The organism is Prosthecobacter sp. GW821-HT29F12 (genome assembly GCF_058803405.1).
On sequence record NZ_CM179517.1, the window covers coordinates 2025471 to 2044653 of the forward strand.

The 19183-nt window shown below is 61.0% G+C and carries 12 protein-coding genes; 8 read left to right on the forward strand and 4 right to left on the reverse strand.

What is annotated here, in order from left to right; translation table 11 throughout:
* Window positions 1-51: 51 nt before the first annotated feature.
* Window positions 52-2121 carry an elongation factor G gene (gene fusA / locus AC3RLQ_RS08295; RefSeq protein ID WP_493036083.1) on the reverse strand — a complete coding sequence of 690 codons (2070 nt, stop codon included), beginning with the start codon at window positions 2119-2121 and terminating at the stop codon, window positions 52-54.
* Window positions 2122-2437: 316 nt separating this feature from the next.
* Here fusA and AC3RLQ_RS08300 point away from each other — a divergent pair, with 316 nt between their 5' ends.
* Both AC3RLQ_RS08300 and AC3RLQ_RS08305 read left to right on the forward strand, forming a co-directional pair.
* On the forward strand, window positions 2438-3145 hold the full coding sequence (locus AC3RLQ_RS08300) for a hypothetical protein (RefSeq protein ID WP_493036084.1): 708 nt from the start codon (window positions 2438-2440) through the stop codon (window positions 3143-3145).
* Window positions 3146-3304: 159 nt separating this feature from the next.
* Complete coding sequence (locus tag AC3RLQ_RS08305; protein WP_493036085.1) at window positions 3305-4441, forward strand: hypothetical protein; 1137 nt, start codon at window positions 3305-3307, stop codon at window positions 4439-4441.
* 451 nt (window positions 4442-4892) lie between these two features.
* Here the strand turns inward: AC3RLQ_RS08305 and AC3RLQ_RS08310 are convergent, their stop codons facing one another.
* A complete protein-coding gene (locus AC3RLQ_RS08310) occupies window positions 4893-6131 on the reverse strand; it encodes an NAD(P)/FAD-dependent oxidoreductase (protein WP_493036086.1) in 1239 nt (412 codons plus the stop codon).
* A gap of 123 nt (window positions 6132-6254) precedes the next feature.
* Here AC3RLQ_RS08310 and AC3RLQ_RS08315 point away from each other — a divergent pair, with 123 nt between their 5' ends.
* The 5 genes from AC3RLQ_RS08315 to AC3RLQ_RS08335 all read left to right on the forward strand — a co-directional run bounded on the left by AC3RLQ_RS08315 (window position 6255) and on the right by AC3RLQ_RS08335 (window position 13578).
* Entirely contained in the window at window positions 6255-7085 is an 831-nt protein-coding gene (locus AC3RLQ_RS08315; RefSeq protein ID WP_493036088.1) for an alpha/beta hydrolase, read from the forward strand.
* Window positions 7086-7270: 185 nt separating this feature from the next.
* Window positions 7271-8056, forward strand: a complete 786-nt coding sequence (locus tag AC3RLQ_RS08320; RefSeq protein WP_493036090.1) for a sialate O-acetylesterase — start codon at window positions 7271-7273, stop codon at window positions 8054-8056.
* 237 nt (window positions 8057-8293) lie between these two features.
* Window positions 8294-10390 carry a LamG domain-containing protein gene (locus tag AC3RLQ_RS08325; RefSeq protein WP_493036092.1) on the forward strand — a complete coding sequence of 699 codons (2097 nt, stop codon included), beginning with the start codon at window positions 8294-8296 and terminating at the stop codon, window positions 10388-10390.
* Between the two features lie 286 nt (window positions 10391-10676).
* Window positions 10677-12566, forward strand: a complete 1890-nt coding sequence (locus tag AC3RLQ_RS08330) for a potassium transporter Kup (RefSeq protein WP_493036094.1) — start codon at window positions 10677-10679, stop codon at window positions 12564-12566.
* 109 nt (window positions 12567-12675) lie between these two features.
* Window positions 12676-13578 carry an alpha/beta hydrolase family protein gene (locus AC3RLQ_RS08335; RefSeq protein WP_493036096.1) on the forward strand — a complete coding sequence of 301 codons (903 nt, stop codon included), beginning with the start codon at window positions 12676-12678 and terminating at the stop codon, window positions 13576-13578.
* A gap of 116 nt (window positions 13579-13694) precedes the next feature.
* Here AC3RLQ_RS08335 and AC3RLQ_RS08340 read toward each other — a convergent pair whose 3' ends face one another.
* Window positions 13695-14831, reverse strand: coding sequence for a transposase (locus AC3RLQ_RS08340; protein WP_493036098.1), 1137 nt, complete (start codon window positions 14829-14831; stop codon window positions 13695-13697).
* 247 nt (window positions 14832-15078) lie between these two features.
* The gene (locus tag AC3RLQ_RS08345; protein ID WP_493036100.1) at window positions 15079-18270 is read right to left on the reverse strand and encodes a DEAD/DEAH box helicase; all 3192 of its coding nucleotides are present in this window, start codon (window positions 18268-18270) and stop codon (window positions 15079-15081) included.
* 52 nt (window positions 18271-18322) lie between these two features.
* Between AC3RLQ_RS08345 and AC3RLQ_RS08350 the strand changes: the two genes are divergently transcribed.
* Entirely contained in the window at window positions 18323-19129 is an 807-nt protein-coding gene (locus AC3RLQ_RS08350; RefSeq protein ID WP_493036102.1) for a ParA family protein, read from the forward strand.
* The last annotated feature ends 54 nt before the right edge of the window (window positions 19130-19183 follow it).

A 19183-nucleotide genomic window follows, 5' to 3' on the forward strand; every position in this document is an offset into this window, starting at 1 on the left:
CAAAAACGAAGCCCGCCTCTTTCGAGACGGGCTCCGCGTGGTTGGGCTGTATCATGCTTTGAGCATGCGGGGGAGGACGGAGGCGGGGACTACTTCATAGCTGGTGGGGACCATGGAGTAGCTGGCGCGACCGCGTGAGAGGCTGCGAATGGCTCCGGCGTAGCCGAACATTTCGGCGAGGGGGACCTCGGCGAGGATGCCGGATTCGGTGCCGCGGTGGTCGATGCCGGTGATGCGGGCGCGGCGACGGTTGAGATCGCCGAGGATGTCGCCCTGGTGTTCGTCGGTGACGGTGCATTCGACCTGCATGACGGGCTCCAGCAGCACGGGGGCGGCGAGGCGCACGGCTTCGCGGAGGGCTTCGCCAGCGGCCAGACGGAAGGCCTGGTCGTTGGAGTCCTTGCTGTGAGAGGCACCGTCGATGATGCGGACGCGGACATCGACCAGCGGGCTGCCACGCAGAGGGCCTGAGACAGCGGCTTCGGTGATGCCACGGCGCACCGCGCCCATGAACTGGGAGGGAATGCTGCCGCCGACGATAGCGTCTTCGATAATGAAGCCGCCACCGCGCTGCAGGGGCTGCACGGCGAGTTTGACCCGCGCATACATGCCGGAGCCTCCGCTTTGCTTTTTGAGCAAATGATCGGCCTCGGCCTGCTGCGTGATGGTTTCACGGCAGGCGATCTCCGGTGCGCCAGCGATGGTTTCGACGCCATGCTCGCGCAGGAGTTTTTCGCGGATCACTTCGAGGTGGAGCTCGCCCATGCCGGAGATGAGGCACTGGCCGGTCTCCTCATGGGTGCGAACGCGGAAGGTGGGGTCTTCATCGCTGAGGCGTGAGAGGGCGGTGGCCAGACGTGACTGGTCGGCGGACTTCGCGGGCTCGATGGCCATGCTGACGACGGGTTCGGGGAACACGGGCGGCTCAAGCATGATGGCATGATCTACCAGACACAGGGTATCGCCTGTGCTGAAGTTGTTCAGGCCGGTGACGGCGCAGATGTCGCCTGCCTGGACGCTTTCGAGTTCATCGCGGCGGTTTGCGAAGACACGGAGCAGCCTGCCGCAGCGCTCGGTTTTGCCGAGGCGCGGATTGAGGAGTGGCGTGCCTTTTTGGAGGGTGCCGGAATAGACGCGGACATAGACCAAGCGGCCTGCCTGTGGATGGCGCACGATTTTGAAGGCGAGCGCAGCAAGTGGCGCATCGATGGCGTTCACGCGCTGCACTTCTTCAGGTGCAGGGAGGAAATCCACGATGGCATCCACCAACGCGGAGACGCCGATGTGTTTGTAGGCACTGCCGCCGATGACGGGCACAAAGCGGCCTGCGAGGGTCTGACGACGGATCGCGGCGCGGAGTGTCTGCGCGGGCACGGGGAGGTTTTCGATCCACAGTTCGGCGATTTCATCGTCGAGGCTGGCGAGAGCCTGGATGAGATCACGACGTGCGGATTCGACGGCGGTGAGCCATTCGGAGGGAATGGATTCCACGGTGAAGCCGGTGGGCGAGTCGGCATTTGTATGCAGGGCGCGCTCTTCGATGACATCGAGCTGGCCGAGCAGTGCGGATTCGGCACCCCAGGGCAGGAGGACGGGCCAGGCGGGTGCGCCGAGCTTGGTCTGGAGTTCGTTGACGACGCGGGAGAAGTCCGCGCCGAGGCGGTCCATCTTGTTGATAAAGGCGACGCGGGGTACGCGATAGCGATCCATCTGACGCCAGACGGTTTCGCTTTGTGGCTGTACGCCACCGACGCCGCAGAAGACGGCGACCGCGCCGTCGAGCACGCGGAGGGAGCGTTCGACTTCGGCGGTGAAATCGACGTGGCCGGGGGTGTCGATGATGTTGAGGCGATGGGGCTGCCCGGTGAAGAGGCGGGTGAGGCCTGCGACGGGCTGCTGAGTCCACGAGCATGGAGCCGCGGCGGAGGAGATGGTGATCCCCTTCTCGCGTTCGATGTCCGAGAAATCGGTGGTGGTGTTGCCTTCATGCACGTCTCCGCAGGCATGGATGGCGCCTGCGTAGAATAGGATGCGTTCGGTGAGCGTGGTTTTGCCAGCGTCAATGTGGGCTGCGATGCCAATGTTGCGGATGCGGCCCGAGTCAGTCGTATTGAGTTTCATAAGAGTCAGATGTTCGATGTGAACGTGCTGCTCCCCGGAAGGATATGAAAAGGCCCTGATGCAGACTGGCGGCAATCAGGGCTCCCGGGGATAGCAGCGATATCTGACTTCTGTCCTCTATGACATAGTCATCCCGAGCCCTGGCCGCAGCCGGGCTGAATGAACTATTTTGAGAACGCGGGGTGTCATAAGACGCGGTGGTTACATAACATACGGCTTGAAAAAGTCAATGGCTGCACAAGCCTCGCGGGTCAAGCTCAGTGCGGCGGCTTGCACCCCGGGCCAAGCAAACAACTCCAGGACGACACTACAAATCATGACATTTCGAGCCAGCATCGTCAGCCCCATCACGTGGACCTTGCTCATTCCCACCCTGGGCTCTGGGGTGGCGGCTTTGGTCTGTCTACCGGCCTTGTTCATTTGGAATGACGATGTCTTCTTTTCGCTCATCCTGCTGGTCGTCTGCGTGTGGTTTGTCCTGATGTGGATCTACTTTCTCACCTTGCGCGTGACGCTTGAAGAAGGCCGCCTGATCAAGTCTTCCTGGCTGCGCACCACAACGGTCGTGCTGGATGGCAAGACACTGATCCGCCACAGGGCTGAGAACATCGTTCTGGAGGGAATGGACTTGTCCACGATGCTCGCGGGCGTGCTGAGCCAGGAGTCCACCACGCATATGCAGATCACCATTCGTCATGGTGCTCAGCAGGTGAAAGTCGGCAGCTCCCTGAAGGGCATCAGCAAGCTGCGCGAGGCGCTCATTGCCTTCGAATCTGAAACCCTCATGCCGGCCACACTGAAACGCCTGCAATCTGGCGAAAAAGTGCTGCTGCCGCCTTTTGAATTCCAGAAAAGCAGCGTCACCTGCAAAGGGCGTCAGGCAGAGATTCCATTGGCGATGGCACCTGAGTTGAAAGCAGGTGATTTGCACTTTACCATCGGTGGCAAGCGCATGCGAATTGCCTTGAAGAAAGTCTGGAATCCGCTGACGTGTTTGCGGCTTTTGAGCCAGGGCGCTGTTTAATAAAGCCTGCGGCAGTGACCGCTCCTCTTATGCAGATACGCTCTTTTCAGCCTGCTGATGAAGCTGCGGTCATCGCGCTGTGGAAGAACTGCGGGCTCGTGGTGCCGCATGATGCGCCATGAATCTTGCCATCGTCATGAACTGTGGTTGGGTGCGGACATGAAAACGTCTCTTGTTCCGCTGTTGGTGTTGAGTTTCAATCTGGCAGTTGAGGATATCCCGCTTCGAGCGGCGGAGGGGGATTTGAAGAAGGCGGTTTATTGCCATGGGTTCAAGGAGGATGATCGGTCGCCGAAGGATGTGGCGGAGTTTTTTAAGCCGGATGAGACGGTGTATCTTTCGATCGAGCTGAAGGGGCGGCCGAAGGCCGGGGTGGTGGCTGCGAAGTTTATGTTTCGTGAGGATCTGATGGCCGAGGCGAAGGTGGATGTGGCGACGGTGAACAAGGGGGTGCTCTTCTCGTTTGGGGAGGACACGTTTGTGAGCTTTGACATGAAGACGAAGCAACCGATGCCGGTGGGTGCGTGCTACCGGGCGGATGTGACCCTGGATAGAAAGCCGCTGGGGCAGTTCCCCTTCCGTGTCGCGCCGCCGAAGGAGGCGATTCCGAGCAAGCTGCTGAAAGCGGCGCTGGCCAAAGGCGCAGACGAAGACCACAAGCCGGTGAATGAGACGCATGAGTTTGACGGCATGGACAAGGTCTTCCTGGCGGGAGCGGGCAACCTGGGCCTGTCGTCATGGCTGGAAGCCACGTGGCTGGTGAATGGCAAGGTGGATGACGAGGGCACGCGGAGTTTCACCATGGAGGAGAACAAGGAAAACGTGCCTTTCCATTTTGCCTTCATCCCCGCCGGCGGATGGCCTGCGGGAACGCATGAGGTCTCGCTGCAGCTCGACGGACAGGAGGTGGCGCATGAGAAGTTCACGGTGAAGATGGGCGCGCCGATGGCCGGTAAGACGAAGCTCAGCATTGATTCATCGCAGCTTTTTCGTGACGACGGCAAGAGCGAGCCCGGCAAGGAAGTGAAGTCTTTTACCACTGACGACATCAAACTGCATGCGCGGTGGAAGCTGAAGGAGGTGGCGCTGGTCAAAGGGGTGCAACTGGTCTGGAGGCTGCTGGAGTCTGCAGGCGAGAAAGAACAGGTGCTGGCGACGGCGGATGTGGAGGCTGGCGTGAATGATGAAATTGACTCTTCGCTCACGACGAAGAATGGCCTGCCGCGCGGGAAGTATCGTGTGGATCTGGTGCAGGATGGGAAGGTGCTGGATACGAAGGTGTTTGAGGTGAAGTGAGGGGCTGAGATGATCGGCCGCTTTCGAGTGTCTCGTGGTAGGCGTGAGGTGACCGGCTGGTGAAGAAGCACCGGCTGCCGCTTTTGAGCATTGTGTGGTATGCGTGTGCTTACCGGCCCGACGAAAGCGGTAGCTGCGTTCGTTCCTCACTCCGCGACCGCAGTCCAAATGGGGACGGGCATGCGAGGAGGCTCTGGTTTGGAGTGCGGTTGCGATGAGCTGCCGCTTTCGAGCGGCTCGTGGTGGGCGTGGGGTGATGAGGCTTGCGAAGATTCACCGGCTGCCGCCTTCGGTGGTTGCGGGTATGAGAAAGTCACCGAGGACGGCGAAAGCGGTAGCTTTACTGTTTCCAAAGTTATTCATCGACCGGCGGAAGAGGGGGCATCTGCGTTCGTTCCTCACTCCGCGACCGCAGTCCATATCGGAAGCGTGGCTCGCAGACAGGTCATGCTCACGGCTGAATGATGCGCGCGCCGCGCTGCCAGGTGATGTAGGACCAGACCCAGTGGAGGAAGACGATGGCGCGATTGCGCATGCCCATGAGGAAGAGGAGGTGGACGAAGAGCCACATGAGCCAGGCGAGCATGCCGCGGAGGTGCATGCCGGCAAAGCTGACGACGGCGGCGCTGCGGCCAATGGTGGCCATGGTGCCTTTGTCGAGATAAGTGAAGGATGAGCGGGGCACGGACATGCCTTCATTGAGAATGGTCTTGGAGATGAAGTGGCCCATCTGAATGGCGGCCGGGCTGACGCCGGGTACGCGGACGCCTTTGGTGTCGGTCAATGCCACGAGATCGCCTGCAGCGAAGACTTCGGGATGACCGGGCAGGCTCAGGTCTGGCAGAACCTGGATGCGACCGGCGCGATCCAACGGCACGCCTGCGAGAGTGCGTGTGAGCCCGCTGGCCTCCACGCCTGCGGCCCAGATGACGGTGTCTGTCTCGATGCGCTGATCGCCGGTGATGACATAGCCTGCGCCGACTTCTTTGACGGGGGAGTTCAGATGCACCGTCACGCCCAGGTGCTCGAGATGCTTGCAGGCGTAGTCTGGCAGTCCGCCGGGGAAAGTGGCGAGCAGCTTGGGGCCGGCCTCGATGAGATGGACTTTGGCCAAGCTGGGATCAATGCGCCGGAAGTCTTCTTTGAGCACTTGCTGCGCGAGTTCGGCGAGCGAGCCCGCCATTTCCACTCCGGTGGGACCACCGCCGACGATGACCATCGTCAGCAAGCGCGCGGTGGTCTGCGGATCATTCGAGCACTCCGCCTGCTCAAAGGCGAGCAGCACCTGTTTGCGAATTTTCATGGCATCATCCAGGCTCTTCAGGCCGAGCGTGTGCGCAGCCCATTCGTCATGGCCGAAGTAGCCGGTCTTGGCGCCGAGAGCGATGACGAGGTAGTCGTAATCCAGCACCTGCTCCTTGAGGTGGACCTGTTTGGCATCGAGATCAATGCGGCGCACCTCGTCCATCAAGGTGGTGACGTTTTTATAATCGGAGAGAATGGAGCGGAGCGGCTGAGCGATGTCGGTCATGGCGAGGCCGCCGGTGGCCACCTGATAGAGCAGCGGCTGGAAGAGATGATGATTCCAGCGGTCCACGAGTGTGACGGCGAAGCGTTCTTCGGGGAATCCTTTGGCACAAGCCAGACCAGCAAACCCACCTCCGAGAATCAAGACACGCTGTTGTTTCATATTTCATTAGAGCATACGCCTGACAGACAGCAAACCCGGGGGCTTTCTTTCGCACAAATTCGGCAGCGGGAAGTTGGAGGAATTGACGATAAGCGCCGCTGCAAGTGGCGTTAGTTACTCACCATGAAATCCGCCCTGCTTTTTGCCCTGCTTCTGACCACCGCTCTTCCTGCAGCCGACACCTTCACGATGCCGGGACTGAAGCAGGACATCGAGTTTGCGAAGGCGGGCGATGTGTCGCTGACGCTGGATGCGTATGTGCCGGAGGGAGAGGGGCCGTTTGCGACGTGCATTCTGGTGCATGGCGGGGGCTTCACGAAGGGTGACAAGCATTCGTTCATCAAGCCGCTGTTTGAGCCGCTGTCGAAAGCGGGCTTCACGTGGTTCACGATCAACTACCGACTGGCGCCTGAGCATGCGTGGCCGGCGTGTGTGACTGATGTGGCCAGCGCCATCAAGTGGGTGAAGGCGCATGCGGCGGAGTACAAGGTGGATGTGAAGCGGATCGCGCTCATTGGTGAATCGGCGGGGGGACATCTTGTTTCCTGGGCCGGGGTCACGGGCAAGGGTGAGACGCGGGTGGCGGCGGTGGTGCCGTTTTATGCGCCGCATGATCTGGTGGTGCAGGCAGTGCGGCGCAAGGCGCTGGGCGGACTGGGTGGACTCATCGGCATGGAGGAGCTGAATGATGAGTCGCGGAAGAAGCTGGCGGAGATTTCGCCGCTGAATCACATTCAGGGCGGGCTGCCGCCTTTTCTGCAAATCCATGGGGACAAGGACGAGACGGTGCCGCTGTCACAGAGTGTGAATTTTGAGGCGAAGACGAAGGCGGCGGGGAACCGCTGCGAGACCATCGTGGTTCCCGGGGGCAGCCATGGGATGGGCGGCTGGGAGAAGCTGGGGGCGGATTATCAGAAGCAGCTGATTGAGTGGCTGCGGAAGACGCTGAAGTGAGGGGCCATTCCTGGGAGTCTGAATTGAACCACGGAATACACTGAGTACACGGAAACCTGAGTCGATGGATCCATTCCGTGTATTCAGTGGTTGAAGAAATGCGGCCATCTTCGCATGCCTATCCAAGACACATAATCTGCAAAAAGAGATTCGTGTGAGCGTTCCCCTTCTCTCTATTTCCAACCATGATCCGTCCACTCATCTGCCTGCTGGCTCTCTTTGTCACTGTCTTCGCTGCTGCTGAAGATGCTCCCCTGCCCTCCAAGGATAAGTTTCATCTTTTTCTGCTCGTGGGGCAGTCGAACATGGCGGGGCGTGGGGTGGTGGAGGCGCAGGATACGGCGGTCAATCCGCGGGTGCTGATGCTGAGCAAAGAGGGCAAGTGGGTGCCGGCGGTAGATCCGATGCATTTCGACAAGCCCTCGGCGGGTGTGGGTTTGGGCAAGACGTTTGGCCAGATCATTGCCGAGGCTAATCCGGGGGTGACGATTGGTTTGATTCCGTGCGCGGTGGGTGGATCGCCGATCGACACGTGGAAGCCGGGCGTGTTTTATCCTGCGACGAAGAGCCATCCTTGGGATGACATGGTGAAGCGCGTGGAGCTGGCGCTGCCTGCGGGCACACTGAAAGGCATTCTCTGGCACCAAGGCGAGAGCGATTCACTGCCGGGGCTGGCGGAGACATATGCGGGCAAGCTGCAGGATCTGGTGAAGCGCCTGCGCGAGCTGGTGAAAGCGCCAGATGTGCCATTCATTGCGGGGCAGATGGGCGTGTTTGAGGGGGTGCCGTGGACGCCTGAGAAAAAGGTGGTGGATCAAGCACAGCGTGAGATGCCGAAGGAGGTGCCGCACACGGCTTTTGTGACGGCGGAAGGACTGAACCACAAGGGTGACAAGGTGCATTTTGATTCGGCGGCGTATCGTGAGCTGGGCAAGCGGTATGCGGCGGCGTTTTTGAAGATGACGAAGTGAGGGGTGCTGTGGTGGAGTGTGGGGCTGAGTTCCAGACCGCACTCGGAGAGTGCGGACCACGCCGCGCTGGGTTTGCGACGCGCTGCCATTTGCTATTGAGAGAGAGCGCAGGGTCATTCGCCCAGAGCCGGTTAAAAACCAGCGCTCCCAGTACGGAACGACTGGCCTTTGGTACTCATGTGACCCAGTGGCGACTTGGTGGAAAAGGCTTGGGCTGGTGGCCGTACTCTGCGCACCATGATGCGTTTTATTTTTCCGCTCTCTGTCCTGCTGATCACGACTTCACTGCATGCTGAATTCAAAGCGGGGGCTGCTGTCATCGACATCACGCCGCCGAAGCTGCCGGTGCTGGTGAATGGGGGGATGCTGAGCCGCTATGTGGACAAGATCACCAGTCGTGTGCATGCGCGTGCCATCGTGGCGACGGATGGCAAGACGGAGATCGCGCTCGTGGTGGCGGACAGCTGCATGATGAGCCGCGAGGTGCTGGATGACGCGAAGAAGATGGCGGCGGCGAAGACGGGCATCCCGGCAGACCGCATGCTGATTTCTGCCACGCATGCGCATTCCGCTCCGGCTTCCATGGGATGCCTGGGCACGGATCCGGATCCGAATTATGTGCCGTTTTTGAAGGAGAAACTTGTGGAGGCCATCGCGGCGGCGCAGGCGGCGATGGTGCCTGCGCGCATCGGCTTTGCCAAAGCGAATGCGGCGGAGTTCACGGCGCTGCGGCAGTGGATTCGCCGGCCGGACCGCGTGGTGGAAGATCCCTTTGGCAACAAATCGGTGCGGGCCAACATGCATGCCGGAAGCAACTGGGATAATGTGACGGGCGAGTCCGGCCCGGAAGATCCTGATCTCTCTCTGATCTCGATTCAAACGAAGGACGGCAAACCGCTGGCGGTGCTGGCGAATTTTTCGATGCACTACTTTGGCGACAAGGACATCGGCGCGGATTACTTCGGCCTGTTTTCGGATGGTTTGCAAAAACGCATCGATCCGGAAGGCAAGATGGTGGGCATGATGTCTCACGGCTGCAGCGGGGACATTTACCGCGTGGATTACACGGTGCCGGAGAAGGACCGGCCGAAGCCGACCATGGATGAGTATGCGAACGGCCTGCTCGACATCGCGATGAAAGCTTATGCCAGCATCAAGTATGAAGACCTGCCCAGCGTGGCGATGACAGAGACGCGCATGATCATGAAGTACCGTACGCCGGACAAGCAGCGCCTGGAATGGGCGCAGCGTGTGATGACGGAGGTGGGCGACCGGCTGGCGAAGACACCGACGGAAGTGTATGCGCGGGAACAAATCCTTTTGAATGAGCGGCAGCAGACGGAGATCGTGGTGCAGGGGCTGCGACTCGGAGACATCGGCATCGCCACGACACCGAATGAAACCTATGCGATCACGGGATTGAAGATCAAAGCAGCGAGCCCCCTGCCCCACACGATGGTGATCGAGCTGGCGAATGGTGGCGACGGCTACATCCCGCCGCCGGAGATGCATGCGTGGGGCGGCTACAACACCTGGGCGGCGCGCTCCGCCGGGCTGGAAGTGAATGCGGAACCGAAGATTGCGGGGGCAGCCATCGCGGCGCTGGAACGCGTGGCCGATAAACCGCGCGCCGAATGGAAGCTAAGCGATGGCACGGCAGCCAAGGCGGTGCTGGCGATGAAACCGACGGCTTACTGGAGACTGAATGAGTTCACAGGTCCAGTGGCGGCGGATGCGAGTGCTCATGCGCATGATGCGGTGTATGAGCGTGATGTGGCCTACTATCTTGAAGGGCCCAAGTCGGCGAGCTTTTGCGCGGGTGATGTGAACCGCGCACCGCATCTGGTGGGCGCACGCATTCGGTCACGCCTTGCTGGGCTGGGGAGCCAGTACTCTATCTCGCTCTGGTTTTGGAATGGCATGCCGAATGACGGGCGGGATACGAGCGGCTGGCTGTTTTCCCGTGGCGAGGACCATGGGCTGGGGGTTTTCAGTGATCACCTCGGCATCGGCGGGAAGAGTGGCAACACCGGCAAGCTGATCTTCTTCAGCGGCACGAACGACAAGAGCCCCGTGGCAGGCAAGAGCGAGATCCCACGCTGGCAGTGGCAGCATCTGGTGCTGGTGCGCGACAAGAACCAGGTGCGTGGCTACCTCAATGGGGCGCTGGAATTTGAGACGGAGAGCGCCGTGGAGGCGGCCAAAGCGCCGCATGAGTGCTTCTTCGGCGGGCGCAGCGACAATGATTCGAACTGGGAGGGGCGGATTGATGAGATCGCGGTGTTTGACCGGGCGCTGAAGAAGGAGGACATCGCGCAGCTGGGGGTGAATTGAGGAAGAGTTCCTGACGCTGGCTTTTACTCTCTGCCAGAGCGGTTTGTGCTGGAGACGTTTGGGATGAAGGATCAGGCTCTGAGTGATGTCGACCTGCTGCGGGTTCGGAGACCCGCGCTCCCAGTGCTGCGCAGCCGCGAGGTGAAACTTGTGGGTACTTTGTGCATGCCACTGTTCATACACACAGCCCTGTGCGCCGAACTGTCTCTTGCATCTGAGTCCCCGCTGGCTAACAGCAGCAGTCCCTGATTCAAACAGGGCTTCGGGAACGTCCCGAAGATACCTCATGTCAGAACACAAAAACTCAAACAGTTGGACCCTGGCCTTAGTCGCCTTGGGTGTGGTATTCGGGGACATCGGCACCAGTCCGCTCTATGCGCTGCGTGAATGCCTCACTCATGCGGGTTACGTTCCGGGACGTGATGGAGTGGACATGATCTACGGGCCGATCTCGCTGATGGTCTGGTCGCTGACGCTGATGGTTTCGATCAAATATCTGGGGCTGCTCAGCCAGGCGACAGCGCAGGGAGAGGGCGGGATGTTTGCCTTGCTGTCCCTGCTGCGCTCGAAAAAGGAGGCCCTGAGCCCCAAGTCCAGCGCCTTTGTGGTGCTGGTGGTGCTGTTTGGTGCGGCGCTGCTGTACGGGGATGGCATGATCACCCCGGCCATCTCGGTGCTTTCCGCCGTGGAAGGGATGAAGCAGATCAGCGCCTCCCTGCCCCAGCACGTGATCGTGTACATTTCCGTGGCGATCATCTTTGGTTTGTTCATGGTGCAGAAGCACGGCACGGCACGGATTGGCGTGGCTTTTGGGCCGATCATGATCCTGTGGTTCACCGCGCTGGCGTCACTGGGATTTTATCGTTTCATTGAGCATCCGGAGGTCATCGTGGCGCTGTCTCCGCACTGGGGGATTTATTACCTGATGCATCATGGGTATCATGGGATCGTCATCATGGGCATGGTGCTGCTGGCGGTGACGGGGTGTGAGGCGCTGTATGCGGACATCGGTCACTTTGGGTCCAAGCCGCTGAAGCGTGCGTGGTTCATGCTCGTTTATCCTTCGCTCATTTTGAACTACCTCGGCCAAGGGGCGCTGGTCATCAGCGATCCGGCGGCGCTGGAGCATCCGTTTTTCAAACTGGTGCCGCAGCCGCTGCTGGTGCCAATGATCATCCTGGCGACGGCGGCGACGATCATCGCATCGCAGGCGATGATCACTGGGGTTTACTCGCTCACGCAGCAGGCGGTGCAGCTCGGTTATCTGCCGCGTCTGAAGATCATCCACACCAATCCGGATGTGCGCGGGCAGATCTACATGCCGCAGGTGAACTTCCTGCTGATGGTGGCCTGCATCGCGCTGGTGATCGGCTTTGAGACATCGAGCAATCTTGCTTCTGCCTACGGGCTTTCGGTTTCGATGGAGATGTTTCTGACCAGCATCTTGTTCTTCTTTGTGGCCCGCCGCATCTGGAACTGGTCGTTTTGGAAGGCCTTCCTGCCAGTGCTGGTCTTCACCATCATTGAGCTGGGCTACGTGTCCGGCAGCCTGATCAAATTCATGCAGGGTGCGTGGTTCCCGCTGGCTGTGGCGGCGTGCATCTGGGTCATCATGAAAACGTGGACGGATGGCCGCGCCATCCTCTTCCAAGCCATGCAGCGTGGACGCCTGCCCGTGGTGCATCTGATCGATGAAATCAAAAAAGACCGCATCATCCGCGTGCCCGGCACGGCGGTCTTCATGTCCGCCAGCGCCGACGGCCTGCCGCTGGCGCTGCTGCATCATCTGAAGCACAACAAGGCGCTGCACAAGCAGGTGGTGCTGCTGAGTGTGAAGTTTGAGAATGTGCCGTATGTCTGTGACGGAGTCACCCGCCATGAGATCAGCGAGTATCACGAGGAGTTTTACCGCGTGGTGCTGCGCTATGGCTTTGCCGAATCGCCCGATGTTTTCAATGACCTCTGCACGGCGATGTCTGAGAAAACGAAGGTGAAGCGCAACGGCATCACCTTCTACCAGAGCCGCGAGGTGCTGCTGACTAACGGCCCCGGCAAGATGGCGGCGTGGCGGAAGAAGCTCTTTGTGATGCTCTCGCGCATGTCCCGCCCTGCGACGGGTTACTTTGATCTTCCCCCACGGCAGGTCATTGAGCTGGGCATTCAGCTGGAGGTGTAGCGGCAGGCTCGGAGTGATCTGAGGAATCGCCTGGAGGCCATTCTGAAATACCCGGCTTCATGATGTTTTTGAGGGTTGCAGTTCCGTGCCGGTGCGGCACACCTCAACCATGCGCGCCCTTCGATTCCTCATTGCCCCGCTCTGCCTGCTGGCAGGTGTCACCGCTTTCGCCCAGACGCCGGCTCCCACTCAAGCGAATGTCCACTACGGGGAGCATGAAAAGCAGGTGCTCGATTTTTACCAGGCGAAGGCTGAACAGCCGACGCCGCTGCTCTTCTTTGTCCACGGCGGTGGTTGGATGACGGGGGACAAGGCGAATCCCGACTTCCTCGCCAAATGCCTGGAGAACGGCATCTCGGTGGTTTCGATCAACTACCGCTTCATTCCTGAGGCGCAGGCGGATCAGATCACGCCGCCAGTGAAGGCCTGCCTGGATGATTCGGCGCGTGCGCTGCAGTTTGTCCGCAGCAAGGCCGTCGAGTGGCACATCGACAAAGAACGCATCGGCGGCTGTGGCGGATCAGCGGGCGGGTTCACCGTGCTGTGGCTGGCCTTCAGCCCCGACATGGCGAATCCTAAAAGCGTCGATCCCATCGAGCACGAATCCACGCGGCTGCGCTGTGTGCTGGCCTTTGTGCCGCAGACTTCGCTGGACCCGAAGCAGATGAAGGCGTGGATCCCGAACAACGACTATGGCAGCCATGCCTTTGGGCTCGGCAGCATGCAGGAGTTTCTGGCCAAACGGGACAGCCTCATGCCGTGGATCGAGCGCTTCTCGCCCTACGCTCTGGCCAGTGCGGACGACCCGCCGGTGCTGCTGTTTTACGACAGCACTCCGAACCTGGGCAAGCCACCCGCGAAGGACCCGGTGCACTCCGGCAACTACGGCGCAGGCATCGCTGAAAAGCTGAAGGCGGTGGGCATTGAGCACGAGATCAATTACAACAATGATTACGGGCACATGAAGTACCCGGATCTGTTTGGGTTTTTGAAGGAGAAGCTGGGGAAGTAAGGGGTGGCCGCGGGAGCGGCGGAACCTTCCCTTTCCGGCGATGTGGAAAAGTTTAGCTGGTCCGTTGGACATCTGAACGGCCTGCCGTTCCTGCTGCATTGTTTTGCTTTCTGCAATCAACTCAAGGGGCGAAGGCGGAGCTGGCGCAGGGTGTAGAAGGGGGCGTCTGACTCAGGCATGCGGCGGGCTCCCTGCTTGCGCTTTGGCCCGAAGAGATCTCGCTGTGCCTCGAAAATGCCTTCGACGAATTCCTTGCTGCCCAGTGCCACGCCGTCGGAGAAGTAGCGCACGCGCAGGCGCACGAGTTCGGCGGGGCTGAGTTTGCCTTTTTCCGCCAGCACGGTGCGTGCGGACTCGGCGGTGATGCCACGAGATACCACCTTCTCATTCTGCGCGTCTTTGACCTCGCGCCCCTCGGCATGGAGGAGGCAGCGGTACGCGGCTGCAGCACCGGCGCTCTTCCAGCCGTCCACCGGCTTGCCCTGGGCCTTGCACAGGCCGCGCTGGGCTCTGCGACTGCCGCCGAGGGCCTCGGCGTAGCCGCACCAGCGATAGTCCTTCGGATCTTTCACGAGGCCGGCGCGCACGGGATTGAGATCGATGTAGGCTGCCATGGTGCGCAGGGGCTCACCTTTGCCTTCGACGAGGACGCTCTTGAAGCGATCCATCCAGAGCGTGCCACGGCGGCCACGGCGTTTGTTGAACCAGCGGCTGAAGCGCTCTTTGACCTCCTTGACGAAGAGGGAGAGATCGCAGAAGCGCTTCTTGAGCGCGGCGATCCGCTGTTCGGCGAGGACGGCCATGCCGCGCGCGCGGAAGTCGGCGAGCTCATCGCGCAGCAGGCCCAGGTAGGCGCGGCTGTAGAGGGTGCGCAGGTGATCGAAGAGCTTTGCTTCGCCGTCGGGGCCGTCGAAGCGCTGCAGCCAGGTGTCGCGGTGGGGGACCTCGGCGAGGAGGTGGAAGTGATTGCCCATGATGCAGTAGGTGACCACCTTGATGCCAGAGAATTCGGCCATGCGCCAGATGACGCGGCGCAGCGCCTCCTTTTCCACCTCATCAAAGACCACCTCGCCGCCGCAGGTGCGTGACATGACGTGGTAGCAATAAGACTCCAGCGGCCCCTTGCCGAGCACACGGAACCGCCCGCCAGACCACGAACGCGCGCCGGGATAGATACCGGTTTTCGCATTCACGCCGACAAGCTGCTCTTCGAGGGGGAGCGACTGGGGATCAGAGGGTTGGGCGTGGTTCATGGGGCGGAAGGTGCGAGATATGGCAATTGTTGCAACAACTAAATGCCTGGCATTATTTATGCATCACCACGCCAGCCGATGGTGTCGTGGAACGGGAGTGCTGCTCGGATGGACGCTGCGGGGTGCTTTTGATGTAATAGACCACGGCGGCTTGGGGACAAGCCGCCCTACCTGCTGTGGGTGCGGCTGGGCGAGGAGGGGGACGAGCGGAGCCTGTGGTGTGGCGGAGTGCTGCGGGCTCGGAGGATTAGCCTTCGATGAGACCTTCCAAGTCTTGCTCGGTGAGGCCTTCCATCATCGGAGCCTGGTCGTTGAGGGCGGCTTCGACGAGACCGCGTTTTTGGGCCTGGAGCTTGAGGATGCGTTCTTCGACGGTGCCGCGGATGGCGAGGCGGTAGGCGTTGACGACTTTTTGCTGGCCGATGCGGTGGGCGCGGTCGATGGCCTGGGATTCGACGGCGGGGTTCCACCAAGGGTCGGCGAGGATGACGTTGTCGGCGGCGGTGAGGTTGAGGCCGTAGCCGCCGGCTTTGAGGCTGATGAGGAAGATGCGGCAGTTCGGGTCTTTCTGGAAGCGGGCTACCTGCTCGGAGCGGTCCTGGCTGCTGCCGTCGAGGTAGGCGTGGTCGAGTTTTTCGGCTTTCAGGTGGTCGCGCATGAGGTGCAAAAAGCGGACGAACTGGCTGAAGACGAGGAGCTTGCCACCGGATTCCATGACGGATTCGATCTGGCCGAGGAGGGCGGGCCATTTGCCGGAGAGGTCGTCCTGGCCGAGACCTTTGAGGGCTTCGGGCTGGACGCCGGTGAGGCGGAGATCGCAGCAGACCTGGCGGAGGCGCAGGAGCACGGTGAACATGGTCATCTTGGCGCCGTTCTGGCCGGAGCGGCGGCGGGCGGCTTTGATTTCCTCGCGGCCCTCCTCCAGGATCTTGCGGTAGAATTCGCTCTGCGCCGCGCTGGGGGTGCACCACAGCACCTGCTCGATCTTCTCGGGCAGGTCTTTGAGCACCTGGCGTTTGGTGCGGCGGAGGAAGTAGGGCAGCGTGAGTTTTTGCAGGCGCTGGGCGGCGGCGCGGCCTGCGGGGAGGTCCAGGCCGGACTGAATGGGGCTTTCGAAGCGCTCTTTGAAGGATGTCTGGTTTCCCAAATAACCCGGCAGGGCGAAGTGGAAGATGGACCACAAATCGCGCACACCGTTTTCCAAGGGGGTGCCGGTGAGGGCGATCCGGCCGCTGCAATTCAGGCTGCGGAGGGTCTTGGCGGCGTCGGTATCGGGGTTGCGGATGAAGCTGGCTTCATCCAAAAGAATCAAACCAAAGCGGATGTTTTGGTAATGTTTAATATCTCTGATGATCAATTGATAAGAGGTCAATATCACGTCAAAAGAGGGGATGGTGCTGAGCGCTTTTTCGCGGCCAGCGCCATGGATTTGGAGCACCTTCAGGGCGGGGGCGAAGCGCTCGAACTCGGCCTGCCAGTTGCCGAGGAGTGACTTGGGACAGACGACGATCATCGGGCCGCATTGGTCCCCTTTGCGCTGCTTGAGGAAGAGGGCCACGGCAATGCTCTGGACGGTTTTGCCCAGGCCCATCTCATCGGCCAGGATGCCGCCGCGACCGCGCAGGATGCGGGAGGTCATCCAGCAGACGCCCTCCATCTGGTAAGGGCGGAGCATGCCGGCGAGGTCGCCGATCTCGGCCTGCACCTCACTGCTTGTAACGCTGTGCACGTTAGCTACACCTGCGGCTTCATCGCCAAAGTAGGCGGCATGGGCTCCGTGGACGCGGGCACCTTCGGGGGTGAGCTCCATGGGAACATCCCGCAGGGATTCCTCCAAATCATCCACGGCAGCGATGTCGAGGATGTAACGCTTGCCATTGGCTCCTTTGACCGAACTTTGGCCGGAGCGGACCAGCCGCAGGACTTCGGCGCGGGGGAGGCGGAAGCCATCGGTGGACTCGTAGGCGAACTCCATGCTGAGCCAGTCGCCGCCGCCGCCGCCCATCTGGCCGGCGGGTGCGACGAACTTGGTCTTGGGCGCGATGCGCTGGATGCCGCGAGTCGCAGAGCGCCAGCGCTCGCCTTCGGTAACGGTGGCGAGGTTACGAAGCTGAGGAAGTTCGGAAGCGTAGAAGCGGAGGACATTTTCGCTGCCTTGCAACCGCAAGACCTGGCCTTCGGGCTTGAAACCGAGACCCTCCAAACGGCGTAAAAGACGGAATTCAGCCTCTATGTTTTGAACGTAGAATACAAAGCCATTCGATTCATCCTGAAGTGGGAAGATTGAATGACCTCCATCGAAATGGCGCACTGGCCAAGTGTGTGAATTGTAACGGGCAGAAAGTTTCGCATCCACGACCTGTAGCGAGCCGTCGAGCTGGATTTCGAACTGGCATGGCACCGGGGCGACGTGGAATTTCTCCAGACCTGCGCCGCGCAGTTCCATCTGAAAGCATTCACCCAAAGACTCCCCCTGTTCTGCCAGCCAACGTAACGGCTTAGTAACGCTTGAACGACTCAACTCTCCAGCAAGGGCGGCCAGGGCGGGGGTGTCGGCCAAGTGGCGGAAGAGGGAGGCGGTTTCTTGGCAGATCCACCACGCGCCCATGACGTGCTTCTGGTGGCCGCCTTCCAGTTTGAGGCGGACGGTTTGGGCATCGACGGACTCGACGACCAGCGGCAGGCGGACGCGCTCGGGGGCGACTTGGAAGAGGCGCTCCTGACCGTTCGGCTTGCCGACGAAGACGCGGGGGTGCTCGGCCAGCGTCTCCAGGAAGGTGTTCAATCCTGCGCCTTTGAGAGAGATGGGGAGGCTCTGGGGTTGCTTGATCCCCTGACTGGCGAGCCAGGCGGCGAAGAGGGAGGTTTCGCCCTCGCCGCCGGGGATGTATTTCACGAAGACGCCGAAGGGCTCGCGGATCTGTCCCTGCAGGAGGGGCTCGGGGAGGTAGAGGGAGTAGTGACCGGAGATCTTGAGCGGGGTCAGGGGGGGCGGAGTTCTGGGTATTGTAGTACCGGCTTTAGCCGGTCCGGGGGCTCCGCTAGCATGCGATGCGCCGGGCCCTCCGGAACCGGCTGAAGAGGGAGGTAGACCGCCGGAACCGCCTAAAGGCGGGACTACAGAACGCGATGTGGGGCCAGAAGAGGGCCTGCTGGCACCGCTTTGCTCGCGGACGTGGGCCAGGGCCACGGCCAGGGCGTGCTCGCACATCATGCCGCTGCGGCGGGCGTGGGGGCAGGTGCAGAGGTTTTCCACATCGGAGGAGGTGCGGATGCGCAGACCCGTGGTGAATTTCAGTTTTCCGGAGCCGGCGGTGCCACGGATCATGCCGTCACTGCTGCTGGTGACGACGGCCAAACCTGCATCCACCAAGGAGCGGGCGGACTTCATCACCGCCCAACCGCCGATTTCTCCGAGCCATTTCTCTGTGATTTCCATTTCGTGCTGGCGTGTCCCATGGTTTATCTGCAAAGTCCAGTGCCAAGTACCTATGAGGATTGTCGCCATTTCCAACCAGAAAGGCGGTGTCGGTAAAACGACGACCGCTTTGAACCTCGCCGCGTGCCTCACCCAGCGCGGGGTGCGGGTATTGCTGGTGGACCTTGACCCCCAGGCGAATGCCACCAGCGGACTCGGGCTGGCCCAGGAAGACGGGGGGAGCCTGTACTCCGCACTGGTGGACGGCACGGACCCGCGCCTGGCCATCCGCAGCACCCGGCTGCCGAACCTTTCCATCATCCGCTCTCATCAGGAGCTGGCGGGTTGTGAAATCGAGCTGGCCCAGGCTGGCAACCACATGGCCCGCCTGCGCGAGGTGCTGGCCCCGCTGCGCGACTCCGGCCATTTTGACTACGCCATTCTGGACACCCCGCCCTCCCTCGGCGTGCTGATGACGGGCGCCTTGGCGGCGGCGGACGAGCTGCTGGTGCCCATCCAGTGCGAGTACTTTGGCCTCGAAGGTCTCTCCAAGATCGTGAATGTGGTGCAGCAAATCCGCGAGTGCGGGGCGAATCCAAACCTGCTGCTGGAAGGCATCGTCATGACGATGTATGACAGCCGCGCCAATCTGGCGAACCAGGTGGTCAATGACGTGCGCAATTACTTCGCCGAGACCTGCTACCAGACGTTGATCCCGCGCACGGTGCGCCTGGGTGAGGCGCCGAGCTTTGGCAAAAGCATCATCGAGTACGAGCCCTCCGGCCGTGGTGCACAGGCCTACCGGGCGCTGGCGGATGAATTCCTGGCCCGGCGCGGAGTGCCACAAGCTCCCCACGCAGTGGCGGTCGCGGCAGCTTAATCCGATTGCCAAGATCCCGCAGGCACCTCTTGCCTTCGCAGCTCGCGAAGCGTA